Origin of the sequence: Microbacterium sp., assembly GCF_031179285.1 — a bacterium.
Classification (GTDB): domain Bacteria; phylum Actinomycetota; class Actinomycetes; order Actinomycetales; family Microbacteriaceae; genus Microbacterium.
In genome coordinates, this window is record NZ_JAPSHY010000005.1 from 36,803 (window position 1) to 55,108 (window position 18,306).

The 18,306-nt window shown below is 68.1% G+C and carries 18 protein-coding genes; 11 read left to right on the top strand and 7 right to left on the bottom strand.

Annotated elements, in window-relative coordinates; genetic code table 11:
• Positions 1-43 precede the first annotated feature (43 nt).
• The 5 genes from RIN18_RS04680 to RIN18_RS04700 are packed head-to-tail and all read left to right on the top strand — an operon-like array spanning position 44 to position 5,050.
• Positions 44-1,354, top strand: coding sequence for an ABC transporter substrate-binding protein (locus RIN18_RS04680; protein WP_309102786.1), 1,311 nt, complete (start codon positions 44-46; stop codon positions 1,352-1,354).
• Positions 1,347-2,330: a sugar ABC transporter permease gene (locus RIN18_RS04685; protein ID WP_309102787.1), complete on the top strand. Its 984-nt coding sequence runs from the start codon at positions 1,347-1,349 to the stop codon at positions 2,328-2,330. Before RIN18_RS04680 ends, RIN18_RS04685 begins: the two co-directional genes overlap by 8 nt.
• Positions 2,327-3,184, top strand: coding sequence for a carbohydrate ABC transporter permease (locus tag RIN18_RS04690; protein WP_309102788.1), 858 nt, complete (start codon positions 2,327-2,329; stop codon positions 3,182-3,184). The genes RIN18_RS04685 and RIN18_RS04690 overlap by 4 nt, the downstream gene beginning before the upstream one ends.
• Positions 3,181-4,176, top strand: coding sequence for a glycoside hydrolase family 43 protein (locus tag RIN18_RS04695; protein WP_309102789.1), 996 nt, complete (start codon positions 3,181-3,183; stop codon positions 4,174-4,176). The genes RIN18_RS04690 and RIN18_RS04695 overlap by 4 nt, the downstream gene beginning before the upstream one ends.
• Positions 4,177-4,198: 22 nt before the next feature.
• A complete protein-coding gene (locus RIN18_RS04700) occupies positions 4,199-5,050 on the top strand; it encodes a phytanoyl-CoA dioxygenase family protein (RefSeq protein WP_309102790.1) in 852 nt (283 codons plus the stop codon).
• 3 nt (positions 5,051-5,053) lie between these two features.
• Here the strand turns inward: RIN18_RS04700 and dinB are convergent, their stop codons facing one another.
• Together dinB and RIN18_RS04710 are read right to left on the bottom strand one after the other, a co-directional pair.
• Positions 5,054-6,250: a DNA polymerase IV gene (dinB, locus tag RIN18_RS04705; protein ID WP_309102791.1), complete on the bottom strand. Its 1,197-nt coding sequence runs from the start codon at positions 6,248-6,250 to the stop codon at positions 5,054-5,056.
• Positions 6,251-6,317: 67 nt separating this feature from the next.
• The gene (locus RIN18_RS04710; RefSeq protein WP_309102792.1) at positions 6,318-7,148 is read right to left on the bottom strand and encodes a zinc-ribbon domain-containing protein; all 831 of its coding nucleotides are present in this window, start codon (positions 7,146-7,148) and stop codon (positions 6,318-6,320) included.
• A 92-nt stretch (positions 7,149-7,240) separates the two neighbouring features.
• Between RIN18_RS04710 and RIN18_RS04715 the strand changes: the two genes are divergently transcribed.
• Complete coding sequence (locus RIN18_RS04715; RefSeq protein ID WP_309102793.1) at positions 7,241-7,888, top strand: TetR/AcrR family transcriptional regulator; 648 nt, start codon at positions 7,241-7,243, stop codon at positions 7,886-7,888.
• Positions 7,885-9,009 (top strand): acyltransferase, encoded by a 1,125-nt coding sequence (locus RIN18_RS04720; RefSeq protein WP_309102794.1) that lies wholly within the window; start codon positions 7,885-7,887, stop codon positions 9,007-9,009. Before RIN18_RS04715 ends, RIN18_RS04720 begins: the two co-directional genes overlap by 4 nt.
• 162 nt (positions 9,010-9,171) lie before the next feature.
• Here the strand turns inward: RIN18_RS04720 and RIN18_RS04725 are convergent, their stop codons facing one another.
• Entirely contained in the window at positions 9,172-9,588 is a 417-nt protein-coding gene (locus tag RIN18_RS04725) for a hypothetical protein (protein ID WP_309102795.1), read from the bottom strand.
• 257 nt (positions 9,589-9,845) lie between these two features.
• Between RIN18_RS04725 and RIN18_RS04730 the strand changes: the two genes are divergently transcribed.
• A complete protein-coding gene (locus RIN18_RS04730) occupies positions 9,846-10,454 on the top strand; it encodes a GNAT family N-acetyltransferase (protein ID WP_309102796.1) in 609 nt (202 codons plus the stop codon).
• Positions 10,455-10,457: 3 nt separating this feature from the next.
• Here the strand turns inward: RIN18_RS04730 and RIN18_RS04735 are convergent, their stop codons facing one another.
• The 3 genes from RIN18_RS04735 to RIN18_RS04745 form a co-directional block, all read right to left on the bottom strand.
• Positions 10,458-11,111, bottom strand: coding sequence for a response regulator transcription factor (locus RIN18_RS04735; protein ID WP_309102797.1), 654 nt, complete (start codon positions 11,109-11,111; stop codon positions 10,458-10,460).
• Complete coding sequence (locus tag RIN18_RS04740; RefSeq protein WP_309102798.1) at positions 11,108-12,325, bottom strand: sensor histidine kinase; 1,218 nt, start codon at positions 12,323-12,325, stop codon at positions 11,108-11,110. Before RIN18_RS04740 ends, RIN18_RS04735 begins: the two co-directional genes overlap by 4 nt.
• 98 nt (positions 12,326-12,423) lie before the next feature.
• On the bottom strand, positions 12,424-13,446 hold the full coding sequence (locus RIN18_RS04745; protein ID WP_309102799.1) for an FAD-dependent monooxygenase: 1,023 nt from the start codon (positions 13,444-13,446) through the stop codon (positions 12,424-12,426).
• 124 nt (positions 13,447-13,570) lie between these two features.
• Here RIN18_RS04745 and RIN18_RS04750 point away from each other — a divergent pair, with 124 nt between their 5' ends.
• From RIN18_RS04750 to RIN18_RS04760, 3 genes are all read left to right on the top strand, one after another.
• The gene (locus RIN18_RS04750) at positions 13,571-15,145 is read left to right on the top strand and encodes a multicopper oxidase domain-containing protein (RefSeq protein ID WP_309102800.1); all 1,575 of its coding nucleotides are present in this window, start codon (positions 13,571-13,573) and stop codon (positions 15,143-15,145) included.
• A gap of 66 nt (positions 15,146-15,211) precedes the next feature.
• Entirely contained in the window at positions 15,212-16,123 is a 912-nt protein-coding gene (locus RIN18_RS04755) for a phosphotransferase (RefSeq protein ID WP_309102801.1), read from the top strand.
• The gene (locus tag RIN18_RS04760) at positions 16,120-17,229 is read left to right on the top strand and encodes a serine hydrolase domain-containing protein (protein WP_309102802.1); all 1,110 of its coding nucleotides are present in this window, start codon (positions 16,120-16,122) and stop codon (positions 17,227-17,229) included. Before RIN18_RS04755 ends, RIN18_RS04760 begins: the two co-directional genes overlap by 4 nt.
• Before the next feature lie 3 nt (positions 17,230-17,232).
• Here the strand turns inward: RIN18_RS04760 and RIN18_RS04765 are convergent, their stop codons facing one another.
• Positions 17,233-18,171: a S41 family peptidase gene (locus RIN18_RS04765; RefSeq protein WP_309102803.1), complete on the bottom strand. Its 939-nt coding sequence runs from the start codon at positions 18,169-18,171 to the stop codon at positions 17,233-17,235.
• Between the last annotated feature and the right edge of the window lie 135 nt (positions 18,172-18,306).

An 18,306-nucleotide genomic window follows, 5' to 3' on the forward strand; every position in this document is an offset into this window, starting at 1 on the left:
ACCGTTCCGGCTCGGCCGGACGCACTCAAAGGAGAGCAATCGCATGAACAAGCCCTGGGCTCGCCGAGCGGTAGGTGCGGGCATCGCACTGGCGGTCGGCATCGCGGTATCCGGATGCGCCGCGTCCGGCGGCGACACGGGAGGTGGGGTCTCCGGCGACGGGGAGTACACCGGACCCGATGTCGAGGTCACCTTCTGGCACGGCTGGACGGGCGGTGCGGCACCGAAGATCGTGCCCGAGCTGATCGAGGAGTTCAACGCCGAGCACGAGAACATCACCGTCAAGGCCGTTCCGCAGGAGTGGGCCGACGTCATCGCGAAGATGCCGCTCGCCATCAAGGCGGGCAAGGGACCGGATGTGGCGGTGCTGCACGGCGATGATCTCGCGACCTTCGCGGCGCAGAACCTGCTGCAGGATGCCGGCGGCATCATCGACGGTCTCGGCTATACCGCCGAGGACTTCCCGCCGACAGTGTTCGACAAGGGCAACTTCCGAGACGCCCAGTATGCCGTGCCGTGGAGCGTGACGCCGCTCGGAATGTACGTGAACAAGACGGTCCTCGCGAAAGCGGGGATCACCGAGATCCCGACCGATGAAGCCTCCTACCTCGCCGCACTCGAAGCCCTGAAGGGGGTCGGCGTGCAGGGCGAGTGGGTCGACGGATACGTGTTCACCGGAACCTTCGAGTTCCAGAGCCTGATCTGGCAGTTCGGGGGCGACCTGTACAACGAGGACGTGACTGAGGCGACCTTCAACTCGGAGGCGGGCGTGAAAGCACTCACCTGGATGACGGATCTGGTGAAGAACGGCTACAGCCCCGCGAACGTGGCGCAGGACGGCAACATCAAGGCTCTGATCGCGGGCGAGACGGCATTCAACTGGAACGGCGTCTGGCAGACGACCAACACCGCCTTCGCCGACCTCGACTGGGCGGCAGCTCCTGTTCCGCAGATCGGCGAGGAGAAGGCCGTGTGGTCGAGTTCGACGCACTGGGTGTTCCCTCAGAACAAGGGCCAGGACCAGAACAAGACGGCTGCCGCATCGGTCTTCGTCAAGTGGATGAACGACAACTCGCTCGGATGGGCCGAGACCGGTGAGCTTCCCGCGGCGAACACGGTCCGTGACGACCCGTCGCTGCTCGAGCAGTACCCGAACCTCGAGCCGTTCATGAGCGAACTCGAGTACGCCCGATACGAGACCGTCTCGCCGGGGATCGCCGAGGCCAACGCGCAGATCACCCTCGCGCTCAACGAGGCGCTGACCGGCAAGAAGGATCCGCAGACGGCTCTTGATGATGCCGCCGACAAGGCGAACCAGATCATCGAGGCGAACCAGGCCAAGTACGGTGACTGAGACAGCCACTCTGGTCGCCGCCCCTCCGCGCAATCGCGCCGGGGGGCGGCGATCCCAGACGGGATCGGTCCGCAAGCCGACCTCGCGCCGCAAGACTCTGACCGCCTATCTGTTCCTCGCACCCTTCCTGGTGCTGTTCGTCACCTTCGTCGTCGCACCCGGCATCTTCGGCATCTGGATGAGCTTGACCAACTGGAGTCCGTTCCGGGAGGTCCAGCAGTTCGTCGGGCTGCAGAACTACATCGACCTGTTCACCCCCGGAAGCGTCACGTCGTCGGACTTCTGGAAGTCGATGAGCGTGACGGGGATCTTCGTCTTGATCAGCGTGCCGTTCCTGGTGGTGATCCCGCTGCTGGTCGCGATCCTGCTCAATCAGAAGATCCGCGCGGCAACGACCTTCCGTACCATCTTCTTCGCCCCGTACGTGCTCGGCGTCGCGGTGATCGGTGTGATCTGGGGCTACGTCCTGGACACCCAGTCCGGCATCCTCAATCACATCTTGGGCCTCGTCGGCCTGCCAGCGAACCTGCCCTGGACCGTCGATGTCCCGTGGGTCTGGGTGTCGCTGGTCGGGGTCACCGTCTGGTGGACGATGGGGCTGAACACGATCATCTTCCTCGCGGGCCTCAAGGGCATCAGTGCCGACCTCTATGAGGCGGCATCCATCGATGGCGCCGGCGTCGCGAGCAAATTCCGCAACGTGACTGTTCCCGGACTCAAGCCGGTGATGCTCTTCATCTCCACGACCACGATCCTGGCCTCGGCGAACATGTTCGGTCAGTCCTACCTGCTCACCAAGGGGGGCCCTGGCACCGAGACGCGCACAGTGATCATGTACATCGCGGATCAGGGCCTCTCGCAGAACAACATGGCGCCCGCTGCCGCGATGAGCTACCTGCTGTTCGCGGCATTGGCGATCATCAGCGTCATCAACTTCCGGCTCCAGCGAGAACGTGTCGAGAAGGGCGCGAGATGACCACCATGGTGAACTCCCGACGCATGCCGGCCAAGAAGGCCTGGGCGCAGGCGGGCCTCTACGCGATCCTGATCGCGCTCGCGCTCGTGATCGTCCTTCCGCTGGTATGGATGCTGGTCACCTCCTTCAAGACGGACGCGGATGCTGTGCGGCAGCCGTACTCGCTGCCGGACCCGTTCTCCCTCGAGGCGTACCAGACGTTGCTCACATCCGGGCAACAACCCATCTTCCTGTGGGTGTGGAACAGTTTCGCCGCTGCTGCCCTGCAGACCGTCCTGATCCTGGTGACCGCGTCGATGGGTGCTTACGCGCTGGCGCGCCTGGACTTCCCCGGCAAGAGGGTGGTCTTCGGGGCGATCATCGCCACCCTCCTGGTTCCGCCCGTGGTGTTCCTCATTCCCAACTACCTGATCGTGCAGAACCTCGGCTGGCTCGACTCCATCTGGGCTATCACGGTTCCCGGAGCGGCCGGGGCGTTCGGGATCTTCTTCCTCAGGCAGTTCTTCGTCGGGCTGCCGCCGGAGATCGAAGAGGCCGCACGGATCGACGGAGCAGGCGACATCCGCATCTTCGTGCAGGTCGTCCTGCCGCTCGCGCGGCCTGCGCTGGCGACTCTGGCCGTGCTGTCGTTCCTCGGCAACTGGAATGACTTCCTCTGGCCCGTCTACGTGCTGCTCAGCCCGGAGAACCTCACCCTGCAACCGGGCTTGAACCAGTTGCAGGGCGCGTACTCCACGCACTTCGCGATCGTGATGGCCGGTGCCGTGATCGCGTCCGTTCCGGTGCTGATCCTGTTCGGTATCGCTCAGCGGCAGATCGTCGAGTCCGTCGCCGGATCCGCAGTCAAGGGATGACCATCAGCAAGTGGCGGCGGATGACCATCTCCGGGTTCATCGCTGCGACTCTGTCGGCGGCGGCGCTGGTCGCCTGCGCGCCCGCGGCGCCGTCGTCTCCCACTCCGAGCCCGGCTGCGTTCCTCATCGACCGGGATTTCGCAGATCCGGATGTCGTCGAGGCGGACGGGCGATACGTCGCCTTCGCCATCAACTCGCGAGGGGGCAATGTGCAGTTCGCCACCTCGGAGGACCTCATCGACTGGCAGGGGTCGCTCGACGACGCGCTGCCGGATCTGCCGGCGTGGGCAAGCCCCGGCCGCACCTGGGCGCCGGACGTTTCGGCTCGGGCGGCAGGCGACTACATCATGTATTTCGTCGCCACCCACACCGCGACCGATCGGCAATGCATCGGCGTGGCGACGTCCCCCGCGGCGACCGGACCGTTTGTCTCCGTTTCGGACGAGCCGCTCGTGTGTCCCATCGATGAGGGCGGGGCGATCGACCCCGCCACCTTCGTCGATGACGACGGAACTCGCTACCTGATCTGGAAGAACGACGGCAACTGCTGTGGAATCGACACCTGGATTCACGTCGCACCGCTCTCGCCGGACGGCACCCAGCTGGCCGGATCGGCGACAAGGCTCTTCACTCAGACCGAACCCTGGGAGGGGAAACTCGTCGAGGGACCGACGCTGGTGAAACGTGGCGGACAGTACGTGATGTTCTACTCCGCCAACGATTACGCCACGGAGGACTACGCGGTCGGGGTGGCAACCGCTCCCGCGATCGCGGGCCCCTATGTGAAACGAGACGAACCGTTGCTGTCCACCGACGCCACCAGCGGACGGTACATCGGGCCCGGCGGGCAGGACGTCATCACCACACCGGATGGAGACGTCATCCTCTTCCACGGTTGGGACGAGCTCCTCATCTACCGCGGCATGCATTCGTTGCCCCTGGACTGGGAAGGGGCTGTCCCGTCCCTCCGCCTTCCTTCGACCGATCACTGAAAAGAGGACGACGATGAACACGGTGAGACGAGTCACCCCCCAGCTCCCGGACCTCGGCCGGGTGGATCCGGATACTGCATCGACGGTGAGTGCGCTCTATCGACAGGGCGTGGACGCGCGGAAGGGATTGTTCCCCGCGGAGTGGGCCGACGAGCTCCGCGAGGACATCGAGACCGCATACGCCGAAGCGCTCACACGCCCGGGTGGGGCTGTCGGACGTGGCACGAACCGCCACTACGTGGAGATGCACCCCGAGCAGATGCGAGGGTGGCTCGACCTCGTGGACCACCCCTGGGTGCGATCCGTCTGTCACGCCACGCTCGGGCCGGACTACCAGTTCGTCGAAGTGGGCTTCGACGTACCCAACCCTGGAGCGAAAGACCAGCCCTGGCATCGCGACTTCCCCATGCCGGACGAGACGATCCAACACGGCCGCCTGACGTCGCTCGCCTTCAACGTCACCGCCGTCGACACCGAGCAGGACATGGGCCCCTTCGAGATCGCACCGACCACCCAGTGGGATCTGCCGGACGGATTCGAGCACGAGATGTTCCCCGCCGCGGAGCTCTATCCCCGATTCGCGGAACTCGCCGTCAGAAAGTTCCCGCGCCGCGGCGACGTCTCCGTGAGGTCAGCGTTGACAATCCACCGCGGCACCGCGAACACCTCTTCCCGGGCGCGACCCGTGCTCGTTCTCGGCGTCGATGCCCCCGGCGCGGGCAACGCCGAGCACCACGACATGGCTGTCACCCGGGAGTTCTACGACTCGCTCCCCGAGCGCGTCCGCCGGCATCTCGCCTGCCCCATCGTCGATCGCCTCACTCCGATCACTCAGAAGCACTCGATCGAGGGGCTGATGATGGGCGACGCCTGAGCGTCACTCATGCTCAGGCAGGATCGGCGTCGACCAGCCCGGGTCTCGGCCGAGCTGCGTGGCGCGCGCGACCGACGCAGAGCCGAAGCGGTCGCGCACGGCGTCGAGCACCGTGTCGAGGCGTTCTCCGTCGCCCCAGTCGATCGGCAGCTCGGGCTGGACGCGGTCGGCGCGGTCGAGCTGTGACAGCGAGATGCCGATGAGAGTGATGCCGCGTTCTGCGATCTCCGACTGCGAGGCGACGAGCAGTGCGCGCGCGAGGGCGAGAAGGATCGGGGTGCGATCGGTCGGAGCGCGGACCGATCGCGACCTGGTGACCTGCGAGAAGTCACCGAAGCGAAGACGCAGCACCACGGTGCGGCACACCCGGTCTCCGTCGCGCAGGCGACCGGCGAGCCGATCGACGATCTGCGTGAGGATGAGGTCGAGTTCGGCCTCCGATCGAGGGCGGGTGCCCAGAGCTCGCTGAGACCCGATCGACCGGCGGCGACGCGCCGGCTCGACGGGACGAGGATCCCGCAGCCGTGCCAGCGCGTGCAGGTGGGCTCCGACCGCCCTGCCGAGCAGCCTTTCCGCGGTGGCGGCTTCCAGCTCGGCGAGCTGCCCGACGGTGCGGATGCCGAGCGCATGAAGCTTCTCGGCGGTCGCAGCTCCCACCCCCCACAGTCGCTCGACCGGCAGGGGGAGCAGGAACGACTCCTCACGGTCCGGTTCCACCACGAGCAGACCTTCGGGTTTGCTGACCGCGCTCGCGACCTTCGCGAGGAACTTCGTCCGCGCGACCCCGACGGAGATGGGCAGCCCGACCTCGGCACGAACCCGCTCGCGCAGCCGCACCGCGACCTGCTCGGGCGTGCCGGCGATGCGGCGGAGACCACCCACCTCCAAGAACGCCTCGTCGATCGACAGCGGCTCTACCAGTGGTGTCATATCGCGGAAGATCGCGAACACATCTCGGCTGGCCGTCGAATAGGCCTCCATCCGCGGTGGCACGACCACAGCTTCCGGGCACAGCTCCAGCGCCTTCCGGCCGCCCATCGCCGTCCGCACACCGCGGGCCTTGGCTTCGTAGCTGGCAGCCAGGACGACTCCACCGCCGACGATGACCGGCCGGCCGCGCAGGGCCGGGGCGTCTCGCTGTTCGACCGAGGCGTAGAAGGCATCGAGATCGGCATGCAGCACGCTCGCTTCGCCACGCATCCCGGCCTCCCTCGTCGTGCCGATGCTCGCACGCCCCGGGGACATCGCCACCGCCCGGATGCGCGGGCTACCGCAGGTAGGCGTCGACCATCAAGGCCCCGCGGATGTCTGTGAGCCTCTCGATGAGACGATCCACTCCGCGCGCGCTCAGCGCCGCCAGCTGCAGGTCATATGGCCCGAGCGGCTCCAGCTTTCCCGTGCGCACCCTGACGACCTCCCAGCCTGCCGCGCGCAGGGCCCGGTCCTTCCGTCGGTCGGTCTCCTCGCGCTTTCCGACATGCTCCAGCCCGTGGCGGCCGACGGAGTCGTACTCGATCGCGATGCGCAGCTCGGGGAGCAGAATGTCCGGCCACACCTCGGTGTGGCGGAAGAAGGGACGGACCACCTTCACCGCGTTGAGTCCGCCGGTGAAGAGCAGGCGCTCGACCAGCGCGGCACGCAGCTTCTCCTCGGCGGCGGACGACGGTTTCGGTGCGCATTCGCTCAGGAACGCGGTGCCTCTGGGCAGGTCGGGGGTCTTCGTGCAGAGCGCCGGCGCGGGTGTGCGCGGACGAGCGGGGATCGCACGCGCTTCGCCGAGCACGACCGGCTGCGGCCGCGCGAGGGCGGAGCACTCCGGGCACCACGCGGAGCGCCTCCGCACCCGCCCCGGACGTTCTCGCTGTTCAGTGGGCGTCGCCGCGAAGCGGTGGCCGACCGCGCATTCCCAGCACAGCAGCACGTCGGCCGCGAGAGGAACCTGCGATAGCGCCACGCCGTGATTCAGTTCCGGGTGATACTGGCGGATCAGTTCGGGATACGCCGCCCACGCCGCCCGGAATGTGCCCACCTCGTACGGCACATCGAGGCCGCGCGAGAACTGCCTCCTCGCCCACCACTGCTGTACCGGCTCTGCCACACGACGAAGTTAGCGGCGTGGGCGGACATCGCCGAAGGATGCCGCCGAGGAGATCACTCGACGTCACGCCGCCGATGCGCTATCGTCTGACCATGCGGTCAGATAATCATCCCGACGGTCAGGCGTCCGTGCGCACCTTCACCGAAGAGGCGCGCCGAGGCCAGCTGATCGACTGCACGATCGAGGTGCTCGTGGCTCTCGGCTACGGCGGCACAACCCTCAGCCGGGTCGCCGAGAGGGCGGGCGTCAGCAAAGGAGTGGTGCTCTACCACTTCACGAACAAGGCCGAGCTGCTCGAGGCGACGGTGCGCGAGGTGTACGACCGCGGCATCGAGTATGCCAAGCGGGCGTGGTTCGATCACCACGCAGAGTCCGCCTCCCCGCCCGATCTGCTGCACGCATACCTTCAAACCAACCTGGACTACATCGCCGCTCACCCGGCCGAGATCGCAGCGACGATCGAGGTCAGCCGAAACCATCGCGATTCCGCCGGTGCGCTCGTGTTCGGCTCCGCGTTCGAGGAGCCCATCTACGCTCCGCTGGAGGGCATCTTCCGTGCCGGACAGGAGTCGGGGCACTTCCGCGACTTCGATCCGCACGTGATGGCGGTGTCGGTGCGGCGCGTGATCGACGGTTTCAGTTTTCAGATGCTGGCTGCGCCCGGCCTCGACAGCCGGGCATACACGAGCGAGGTCGTCGCCCTCTTCGACCGCGCCACACGAAAGGACGGCACCCGGTGACCCTTCAACCGACGACGCACAGAACCCGTCAGCGCCTCGCGTATCTCGACAACGTGAGGGTCGCGCTCACCGTGCTGGTGGTCGCCCACCACGTCGCGCTGGCGTACGGCAACCTCGGACTCTGGCCGAACTGGCAGGAGCCGGCCCAGATGATCGAGGCCGCGCCGCTCGACCTTTTCGTCCTGCTCAACCAGGCCTACTTCATGGGCATGTTCTTCCTGCTGTCGGGGTACTTCGTTCCCGGTTCGGTCGACAGGAACGGAGCGGCGCGTTTCGCGATCGACCGTCTCCGCCGGCTCGGCATCCCGCTTCTCGCCTTCCTCCTGCTGCTGCGTCCTCTGTTCACGTTGCCCCGGTACCTCGGGCTGCCCGCCGCGGATCGTCCGCAGTACTGGGAGTACTATCTGACATCCACCGACATCGGCCCGATCTGGTTTCTCGGCTTTCTGCTGCTGCTGAGCCTCGGCTACACCGTCCTGCGCCGCGGAACGGGCGGCGCGCGGTCAGCGTCGCAGACCGCTGTGCGTTCCTGGCAGATCGTGGCCTTCGCGATCGGGCTCGCCCTGGTCTCGTACCTTTGGCGGATCGTCGTCCCGAACGGCACGATCCTCCTCGGCATCCCGAGCGCCGCCTACCTGCCGCAGTATGTCGTGCTCTTCGTCGTCGGCATCCTCGCCGCACGTCACGGTTGGCTCACGGCTCTTCCGCGCCGCTCCGGGACGCTCGGGGCGGCTCTGATCGTGGCGTCGTTCGTGCCGATGCTGCTCGGCGGCTACGAGACCCTCGGCGTCGGCGCTGACGTCCCCGCGCCCGGCGCGCCCGCTCACCTCGCCTTCGCACTGTGGGACCAGCTCTTCGCCGTCGGGATGATCCTCGTCCTGCTGACGATCTTCCGGCGTCGGGTGACAGCCGACGGCTCATTCGCCCGCTTCCTCGCGGGAAACGCCTACGCGGTCTATCTCGTCCACGCGCCGATCATCGTCGGTTTTGTCGCTCTTCTCGTGCCGTTCGCGCCGAGTCCGTTCGCCGGGTTCGCCATCGTGCTGCCGCTGAGCCTCGCGGCGAGCTGGGTGATCGCGGCGTGGCTGCGACGGCTGCCCGGAGTTCGCAACATCCTCTGAGAACGTGCCAGGCGAGCTAGGGAGAGCGCTGATAGCGGCGGCATGCCGCCGAGGCTGCCCGCCGGGCGACAGGCCTGTCGCGTAGTCGGTGGGCGTCGCTGCCCCTTCGGGTACATGGCGGATGGCGGAGTCTTCTCGATCGACTCCGCCGCCGGCTGCCCGTCACCGCCGCCTCCCGCGCTGGATCGCCTCCGCCGCGAAGCCGGTGAGTGCGCCGACGCCCGCCGACCTGCCCACCTCGAACGCACCGGCGACCAGTGTCGCCGCGATGCCGTGATCGGGCCACTCCCCGAGTGCCAGCGTGGTCAGCCCCACGAGGATGCCGAGCAGGGCGCCCGACAGCGTCAGCGTCGCCACCGGGCGCGGGACACGCCCGAACCCTGCCCCGAGCATCCACACCGTCGAGACCGTGATGAAGGCGACGAGAGCGGTCGCGAGTCCTCCGATCACCGCCTCGAGGCCCACCAGGCGCAGCAACGGCCAGAGCAGCCCCAGCGTCCCGAAACCGACGACAGCGCCCCAATTGATGCGTGGACGCGGAGGACGGCGCGGATCTGCAGATTGCTTCGCCTCGATCATGGCGCCACCGTAGCCAGGGAGTCGTCGCGCGGTCGTCCTTCCGGAAGCGGCGGGTATGTCGTCCTGAAGCGACACTTCGTCGCCGGTCGGCCGGCACGGCCCGATGGCGACACCGAGGTCGACCGAAGTCGACTCATCCCGTGCTCGAGGTCGCTCACGGTGTCGCCCGATGCAGGTGTCGGCGCCCGCGCCGGCGGCCCAGCATGGAGTTCCGGCTGTCGGCCCGACAGTCATCGCCTGACCGGAGAGAAACGACCATGCCCATTCATGAACCCAATCTGCACATCGACACGCTGGACCGCACCTCGATCGACGAGACAGCGGCACTGCTCGGCAGCGGCATGGCGGACAACCCTGTGCACGTCGGCGTCTACGGCGGAGACGACGAGCATCGGGAACGGTGTCACGCGCGCATGACTCGAACACTGCTGACGGTGAAGCCCCTGACGATCGAAGGCGTGCGACAGGGAGGCTCCCTCGTCGGCGTGGCCGCGGTGGCGTCGCCCGGTGCCTGCCAGCCCTCGCCCCCAGCCAGGATGCGACTGATGGCGGCCGCGGCCTCGCTCGGCCCTCGCGCTGCACTGCGCCTGCGCGCATGGGAGCGCGCCTGGGGCCGGAACGACCCTGCGGAACCGCACTTCCATCTCGGCCCGGTCGCCGTCGAACGCCGGCTGCGGGCCCGCGGCATCGGCACGCTGCTCCTCGCCCGTCACGCCTCGCGACTGGATGCCGTGGGAGCGGTCGGCTACCTGGAGACGGATCGGCCGGAGGCAATCGGTTTCTATCAACGTTTCGGCTACGCGGTGGTCGGCGAGGCCGACGTCCTCGGAGTTCCCACGTGGTTCATGCGACGCCCGCCGGCGTGACGGTCAGGGCGCGACGAGCCCCGATCGATGCGCGATCACGATGAGTTCCGGCCGATCGCGAGCACCGAGTTTGGCGAGGATGCGGCTGACGTATGTGCGTGCGGTGGCGGGGCTCAGATGCAACGCGGCGCCGATCTCGTCGTTCGTGTCGCCGTGGCCGATGCGCGCGAGCACTTCGAGTTCGCGCGCGCTGAGCGCCGCAAGGCGCGGGTCGGGCGCAGACGACACCTGTCCCACGGCAATCATGTCCATGACGCGCTGCGTGATCACGGGGGAGAGGAGCCGCTCGCCCCGTCCCGCGCGGTGTACGGCGTCACGCAATTCGTCACGCGGTGTGTTCTTGAGCAGGTAGCCGATGGCACCCGCCCGGATCGCCTCGACGATGTCGGCATCTGCATCGAAGGTCGTGAGCACGACGATGTTGGTGGCGGTAAGACGCTCGTCAGCTCGGATGGCACGCGTGGCCTCGATGCCGTCCATCACCGGCATCCGCAGATCCATGAGGACCACGTCCGGCCGGTACCGGCGGGCCGCTTCGAGCCCGCGTCGGCCGTCGGTGGCTTCGGCGACCACGTCGATCGATTCGCCTCGCGTGAGCAGTGTGCGAAGCCCTGCCCGCACGAGATCCTGATCGTCGACCAGCACGACCGTTGTCATCGCTTCGCCTCCAGGGGAAACGACGCGCGCACAACGAACCCGCCGTCTGCCGGGCCGGCAGTGAAGGAGCCTCCCAGCAGCGTCGCCCGCTCCCGCATGCCGGCGAGCCCGCTGCCGGTGACGCGAGCATCCTCCGGCAATGGACCGGATGATGGAACGCCGTCGTTCACGACGGTGACGTCCACGTGTTCACCGACCTGTCGCACACGCACCTCCACTCGGGAGGCGTTCGCGTGGCGCACCACGTTGGTGATGGATTCCTGGACGATGCGGTAGATCGCCGATTCCAGCGTCGGCGGCAGCGGCGAGTGCACATCCACCAGCGAGCGCACCTCGAGGCCGGCCTGCCGTGCGGGCAGAATCGCGGCATCGAGATCCGTGATGCGCAGCGACTCCCGCGCAGCGGCATCCTCGTTGCGGAGGCTCGCCACCGTTCGCCGCAGATCCTCGAAAGTCGCCGAGGTGGTCTCGCTGATCACCTGCAGGGCGCGGCGGAGGTCGAGGTCCTCTGCAGGCACTCGACCTGCGGGTGAGGGGGTCTCGCCGGCAGCGTCCATCGCCTCCTCGGCGATCTGCGTGTGCAGCGCGATCGCGGTCAGCGCGTGGCCGACCGAATCGTGGAGGTCGCGCGCGATGGCGAGCCGTTCGGACATCACACGCTGTTGCGCCTCGCGGGCGTAGCGGTCCTGCAGAAGCCCCGCGACCTCTGACGACCTCGTGCGCAGGTCGCGCCGTGCGCGCAGGCTGTCGCCGAAGGCGATCGCGGCCGCGAGGAGGAGGGCGTGCCCCGGCAGTTCGTAGCCGACGACCGCGGCCGGATCCTGGTCGATGGCGAGGCGGTAGATGATCGAGATGAGCAGCACCGACGCTGAGGAGATGACGGCCGCGCCCACCCGGCCGCACTCCGCAGCTGAGAAGACGGCGGCGGCCAGCGGGACGGCGACGCCGATCGCCGGGTAGCCGGCGGCGTAGTACGAGAGGACGGCGGCCGCCGACAGGACGACGACGAGCACGGGGAACCGTCGCCGTACCAGCATGAGAGCGCCGAGAGCTACGGCCCACAGGTACGACCACGCATCGGGATCCGCGCCCTCGATGTCGGCGGCGATCGAGAGCGAGACGACCAGCGTGACCCCGCTGCCGAGGAGGAGGTCGAACACCCATGGGGCCGGTTGCCCGGCGTCGTCATCGACGGTGCGTGCATCGGCCATCATGCTGTCATCGTAAGGCGGGGTGGCGTGTCGTCGCAGTCGCTTCCGGGCGACATGTCCTCGCGGTCGGCTGTCGCCCGCGGCCGACGGTGGCCGCTCGTTCATCGCCGGGAGGAGAGCAGGATCATCGCGCGGTCACGCAGGCCGGTGGCACGGTCGGTTGTGGCCACCCGGTTGATGATCCGCGCGGCCGTGACCGTGCGGCGCGTCCGTGCGCGCCGCTCCCGGTCGTACCTCGCGAGGCCAGCCGAGACGTCGCGCCGACCTTCGATGGCGTCTGCGAGGGCGACGGCGTCGAGCAGCGACTCGCACGCGCCGCGGCCGAGGTTGGGTGCCATCGCGTGAGCTGCGTCGCCCACGAGAGCGACTCGGCCCTGGACATAGGGATGCCGGAACGAGACGTCGGACAGGTCGCGGCGATCGATGTCGTCGTACTCGAGGTGGTCCAGCACGTCGACGATGCCGGCATGCCACGTTCCGAACACCGCTCGCAGATCGGTCAAGGGGTCATTCCTCGCACCACCGAGGCGTTCGCGTCGAACGCAGGCGAACCAGTTCGTGCGCCCATCATCGGTCGGGGTGATGCCGAAGAGCGCGCCGCGGCCCCATGTCTCCGTGACCGATGCGACCGGCAGATCGACGATTCCGCGGAAAGCGACCGTGCCCAGTGGCCGCTCGGCGGCCGTCGACCACACTCGCGAGCGCACACCACTGTGGATGCCGTCGGCCCCGACCACCAGGTCGGCGTCCGGGAGGGTGTCGTCGAGGTCCAGGGGGTCAGACCACCGAACGTCGCCGTCGGAAAGCTGACTCATGAGGGCGGACAGCAGCCTGCCGCGGGAGATGAGATGTGCGCGTCGGCTCTGCGGAACCCGTCCGATGACGTCGCCCCGCGGATCGAGGATCCGCGCTCCGCGGCTGAGCGTTGCCTCCGACCGGATACGGTCGCCGACTCCGAGGCGGTCGAGCGCGCGCATCGCCTCTGGCCACATCCCCAGCGCCGTCCCGCCCTCCGGGAGACCCGCTGCACGGTCCTGCATTTGAACCGTCCAGCCGATCCTCCGCAGCGCGATGGCGCTGGCCAGCCCTGCGACTCCCGCACCGACGATGATCGCGTGTCCCATCTGATCTCCTTCCTCCCGACGGACAGTACCGGCCTGGCGGCCGCCGCGCTGTCGCTTCCCGTCGACCTGATCTGTCGACGTCGGACGGATGCTGCTCGCGGCGACCCCTTCGTAGCGTGCCGGTATGAACAGCACGACTGAGTTCGACGACAGGGGTGCGCACGGCGCCCGCCGAAGCCGCGGCAGGGCGATCGGCCCTGCCATCCTCGGGGGCGCAGTGCTGCTCGCGGTGGCGACGACCTTCACCGCGTGCGCCTTCGATTCGGGTCTCGTCTCGGATTCCTCCGTGTTCACCCCGGCGTCGCCCCCGGCCTTCGACACGCCCCTGCCCATCCCGCCGTTGGCGGAGTCCCAGGTCGTCGACGGGGTTCGGGTCTTCTCATTGACGGCTGATGAAGGGCAGCGGGAGTTCCTCGACGGCATGACGACGACGACGTGGGGTTTCAACGGCGACTATCTCGGGCCGACGCTGCGCGCGCACCGGGGCGAGAAGGTCGCCGTCGATGTCACCAATCAGCTGGCCGAGACCACCACGGTGCACTGGCACGGCATGCATCTGCCGGCCGCGATGGACGGCGGGCCCCATCAGCCGATCGCCCCGGGCGGTCAGTGGCGGCCGCAGTGGCGGATCGATCAGCCGGCTGCAACGCTGTGGTACCACCCGCACCCTCACGGCGAGACCGAGGAGCACGTGCTGCGCGGACTCTCGGGGATGTTCATCCTCGACGACGACGACAGCGGTGGGTTCGGGCTGCCCGTCGAATACGGCGTCGATGACATCCCCCTGATCGTCCAGGACAAGAGGTTCCGCTCGGACGGCGAGTTCCAGCTCGACGCGCAGGGCAACGAAGTGGGCCTGCTCGGCAACGTGGTGCTCACGAACGGCTCGTGGGGCTCGGTGCTGGAAGTGACGACCGAACTCGTGAGGCTCAGGATCCTGAACGGTTCCAGCGCCCGCACCTATGACTTCGCTCTCGATGACGGGCGCGAGTTCTCACTCGTCGCCACGGACGGCGGCCTGCTCGAGGCGCCGGTGCGCACCGGACACGTGCGGCTGTCGCCCGGCGAGCGTGCCGAGATCGTCGTCAGCATGCGGCCGGGCACACAGGCGATGCTCCGCTCAGTCCCACCGGATCTCGGAAACGTCGCGGCACCCGCCGCCTACGGCGGGACCGACGAGTTCGATGTCCTGCTGCTGCGCGCGGCAGCGCAACTGCGTCCGAGTGCTCCGCTCGCCGCCGCCTTCGGTGACATCGATCGCTTCCGGGCCGCGGATGCCGACAACACCCGCACCTTCCAGGTGCAGAATCGCGAGATCAACGGTCGGCGGATGGAGATGGATCGCATCGACGAGGTGATGCAGGTCGACTCCACCGAACTGTGGGAGGTCACCAATCGCGATCTTTTCCCGCACAACTGGCACGTGCACGACGTGCAGTTCCAGGTGCTCGACATCGACAGGCAGGCACCGCCCGCGGAGCTGCTCGGCTGGAAGGACACCATCTATTTGGAGCCGCGCCGGGTGTATCGGATCATGATGCGCTTCGAGGACTACACCGACGACGAGAACCCGTACATGATCCACTGCCATCTCCTTCTGCACGAAGATGAAGGTCTGATGTCACAGTTCGTCGTGAGCAGGGGCGGTCCGGGCCGCAACCTCGCACCGGGTGACGCGGACGACGGGCACGGGCACTGATTCCGCCAGGACGAGCGGTGCGACCACCTGCCTGCTCGTCCCCGATCACGATCCATGGAGGTCGGAATGACCGCGATGCACGAAGCGGTGCCGTCGTGCGAGCGAGGTGAATCGGTGAACGGTGAACTCAGCGAAGACGAGAACGCGCTGCTCACGCGCCTCGCGCGCTCGCACGGGCTGTGGGCTCCGGGCGCCGAAGCGGTCGTGTTGACGAGAGGGCCGGAGAACACGACGTTCTCCGTCGGCGACATCATCGTGCGGCACAGCGATCGCACCCGCGAACAGGCGCGAGAGGTCGCGCTGCTTGGCGCTCTGGCCGGCGCCATGAGCGTCCCGATCCCGACGCCCCTCGTCCACGACCTGAACGAGGGAATCTTCGCCTATCGTCGTCTTTCCGGCACGCCGCTGCTCCTCTGCGACGAGCGGGGCTCGGCGCCTGTCGAAGCGGGGCTCATCGAAGTGCTGCGGGCGCTCCGCGCCGCGGAGCCCGCGAGCCGCCTTCCCGTCGACGTCTTCTCGAACGAGAAGATGCGACAGGACGCCGTGCGACACTTCGATGAGATCCGCTGGCACCTGACCGTGGAGCAGGCCGCGGGCGTCGCCGGCTTCCTCGCGGCGAATCCGCCGGCCGACCGGGAGGACATCGTGGCTCAGCACAACGACCTCGGCGCCGAGCACATCCTGGTCGACGACACCGGAAACCTCGCGGGCATCATCGACTGGACCGATGCGGCGCGCACCGACCCCGCCCGTGACATCGGATCGATCTACCGCGACCTCGGTCCTGATGTGGCCTTCCACGTGAGCGAAGCACTCGATCAGCCGGTCACCGCCGACGAATCCGCGCGCATCCGCTTCTTCGCGCGCTGCCGATGGATCGAGGACGTCGCGTACGCCGTCGCCGAACCGGTGACGCGGGCAGCGTATCTGCGCAACGCCGGACAGAGCTTCGAACACACTTTCCGGAGGTCCGGTTGAGCACGGCAGCGCCGGCCCGACGTCCGGCTCGCCCGACGCGACCGCGGCGATTCGTCAACGCCGTCGCGGGCTTGGTGGCGTGCACGAGTGCGATCCTCGGCTGCACGGCAGAGCCCGAGCCGACGGAGAGTGGATCCGCGTCGAGTGCATTCCTCGCTCTCGCGGGCGAGGCGGGCTCGACGTGCGTGGCGATCTCGGCCGCCGGGAGCACGATCGTCGAGCAGTCGACGAACGAGGACGCGGCTGTGAGAGCATTCTCGATCACGAAGTCCGTCACCTCGCTCCTCATCGGAATAGCTCAGGACGACGGCTCACTCCGGATCGAGGATGCCGTCGCCGATTTCGTGCCGTCGTGGCGGGACACCGCGTCATCGGCGGTCACGATCGAGGACCTGCTGGCGAACACCTCCGGACGCGAGTGGGACAGCCGCACCGACTATCGCGAGATGGCGCTCGAGGCGCAGGACAAGACCGCATTCGCCATCGCGCTCGGTCAGGAGAGCCGGCCCGACACCGAGTGGGTCTACAACAACTCCGCCATCCAGGTTCTCGAGGCGGTCCTGGAAGCGGCGACTGGCCGGCCGGTGGCGGAATTCGCGCGGACGCGGATGTTCGAACCCCTCGGCATGGACAGCAGTCGTATCGAGGCGGATGCCGCGGGCAATGCCAATCTCTTCGCAGGCCTGTGGACGACATGCGCAGACCTGGTGCGGCTCGGCGACCTCGTGCTTTCGGGTGGTCTCGCCTCGAGCGGCACCCGCGTGGTGTCCGCCGAGTACATCGAGCAGGCGACCGGCGGCCCGAGCACCGACTTGAACGCCGCCTACGGTCTGCTCTGGTGGCTCAACCGCGACGGCACTGCCGTCACCCCCGAAGTCGCCACCTCCGGACGGGGCGGCGTGGTGGACGCTCCCCTCGTGCCCGTGGCCTCCGCCGACACGATCTGGGCGCTGGGTTTGAACGATCAGGTCCTCGCGATCCTGCCCTCGGAGCAGGCCGTCGCCGTCCGGCTGGGCGGGCGACCGGCGAAGGATTCCGGGTTCTCGCTGCGCTCGTTCACGGCCGGTGCGCTCTCGGTTCTCGAGCAATCCCGCCCGAATCCGTGATCGTCAGGCGTCGCGCTCATCGGTGTCGTGCGTGAGGCGCCTCGTCATGATCTCGATCGCGACACGCAGTTCGTCAGCGTCCGAGGCGATGACGACGGCCGGTTGCACTCCCGCGCCGTCCCAATTGGTGCCGGTCCGCGGGTCGATGGGCGCGCCCGTCGGGATGTGGACACGGAATCCCGATCTCTCGTCGAACGCGTCCGCGGGGTTGGCCGCTCCGACGCTCGGCCTCCCGACCACGGTCCCGCGTCCCGTGGTCTGCACCGCATAGGCGAGACTTTCGGCCGCAGATGCCGTGCGCTCGTCGAGCAGGACGACGAGCGGGAGATCGCGCAGGCGTGGGAAGCGGCCGTCTGGCCGGGTCCACGCCTCGTGATCAGGACTGCCGGCACTCCTGAAGGTGACGATGTGCACGGGGTCGGGTGCGAGCAGAGGGGCGAGGATGTGCTCGACCATGGTCGGCCATCCGCCCGGGTTGCCTCTGACGTCGATGACGACGCCGTCGCACTCCTCCAGCTGGGCGAGGCACGCATCGGCGAGACGAGCGTGCACCGGCCGGCTCGCATCGTCGAATCGTCGAATCGTCAGGATGCCGGCAGCAGCCTCCCGACGGAAGGAGATCGCCGGCTCGCCGCCGGCGTCGGCGGTTCGACGACGCGGCGCGGCATGCCCCCATCGCACGGTGAAATGGCGGTCGTGTGATCGGAGCTCGGCGGTGAGTGTTCGCGCCAGCGCCGACGAGGCGATGCCTCCGGGACGGATCGGCCGCTCGCGCAGTTCGGCGGCCACCGCCGATGCGACCTCGGGGAAGACGCAGTGCTGCTCGATGAGGCGGGCGATGCCCTCCAGCGCGCGTCGCTGATCGGAGGCCGTCAGCCAGCGTTCGGGCACCGCCGCGCCATCGGGGTCTCCGTCGCGACGTGGTCGAGCAGTTCCGGTCACGATGCGCCTTCCTCTCACGAACCGTTCGGGTTCACCCTAGAGCGGGCGGTGGGCGGCCGGCGTCGTCCGAATGCGACCTCGATGTCGCCCCAGGGCAGAAGCTCACGGTGCCGCGAGAAGCCTAGCCTCGGCACC

Excerpts from the sequence above, each read along its gene's own strand:
- dinB (WP_309102791.1), bottom strand. The coding sequence starts at position 6,250 with ATGCGTGGCGAAGCGAGCGTGCTGCATGCCGATCTCGATGCCTTCTAC.
- RIN18_RS04715 (WP_309102793.1), top strand. The coding sequence starts at position 7,241 with ATGCGGTCAGATAATCATCCCGACGGTCAGGCGTCCGTGCGCACCTTC.
- RIN18_RS04725 (WP_309102795.1), bottom strand. The coding sequence starts at position 9,588 with ATGATCGAGGCGAAGCAATCTGCAGATCCGCGCCGTCCTCCGCGTCCA.
- RIN18_RS04695 (WP_309102789.1), top strand. The coding sequence starts at position 3,181 with ATGACCATCAGCAAGTGGCGGCGGATGACCATCTCCGGGTTCATCGCT.
- RIN18_RS04745 (WP_309102799.1), bottom strand. The coding sequence starts at position 13,446 with ATGGGACACGCGATCATCGTCGGTGCGGGAGTCGCAGGGCTGGCCAGC.
- RIN18_RS04750 (WP_309102800.1), top strand. The coding sequence starts at position 13,571 with ATGAACAGCACGACTGAGTTCGACGACAGGGGTGCGCACGGCGCCCGC.
- RIN18_RS04755 (WP_309102801.1), top strand. The coding sequence starts at position 15,212 with ATGACCGCGATGCACGAAGCGGTGCCGTCGTGCGAGCGAGGTGAATCG.
- RIN18_RS04735 (WP_309102797.1), bottom strand. The coding sequence starts at position 11,111 with ATGACAACGGTCGTGCTGGTCGACGATCAGGATCTCGTGCGGGCAGGG.
- RIN18_RS04730 (WP_309102796.1), top strand. The coding sequence starts at position 9,846 with ATGCCCATTCATGAACCCAATCTGCACATCGACACGCTGGACCGCACC.
- RIN18_RS04690 (WP_309102788.1), top strand. The coding sequence starts at position 2,327 with ATGACCACCATGGTGAACTCCCGACGCATGCCGGCCAAGAAGGCCTGG.
- RIN18_RS04740 (WP_309102798.1), bottom strand. The coding sequence starts at position 12,325 with ATGATGGCCGATGCACGCACCGTCGATGACGACGCCGGGCAACCGGCC.
- RIN18_RS04680 (WP_309102786.1), top strand. The coding sequence starts at position 44 with ATGAACAAGCCCTGGGCTCGCCGAGCGGTAGGTGCGGGCATCGCACTG.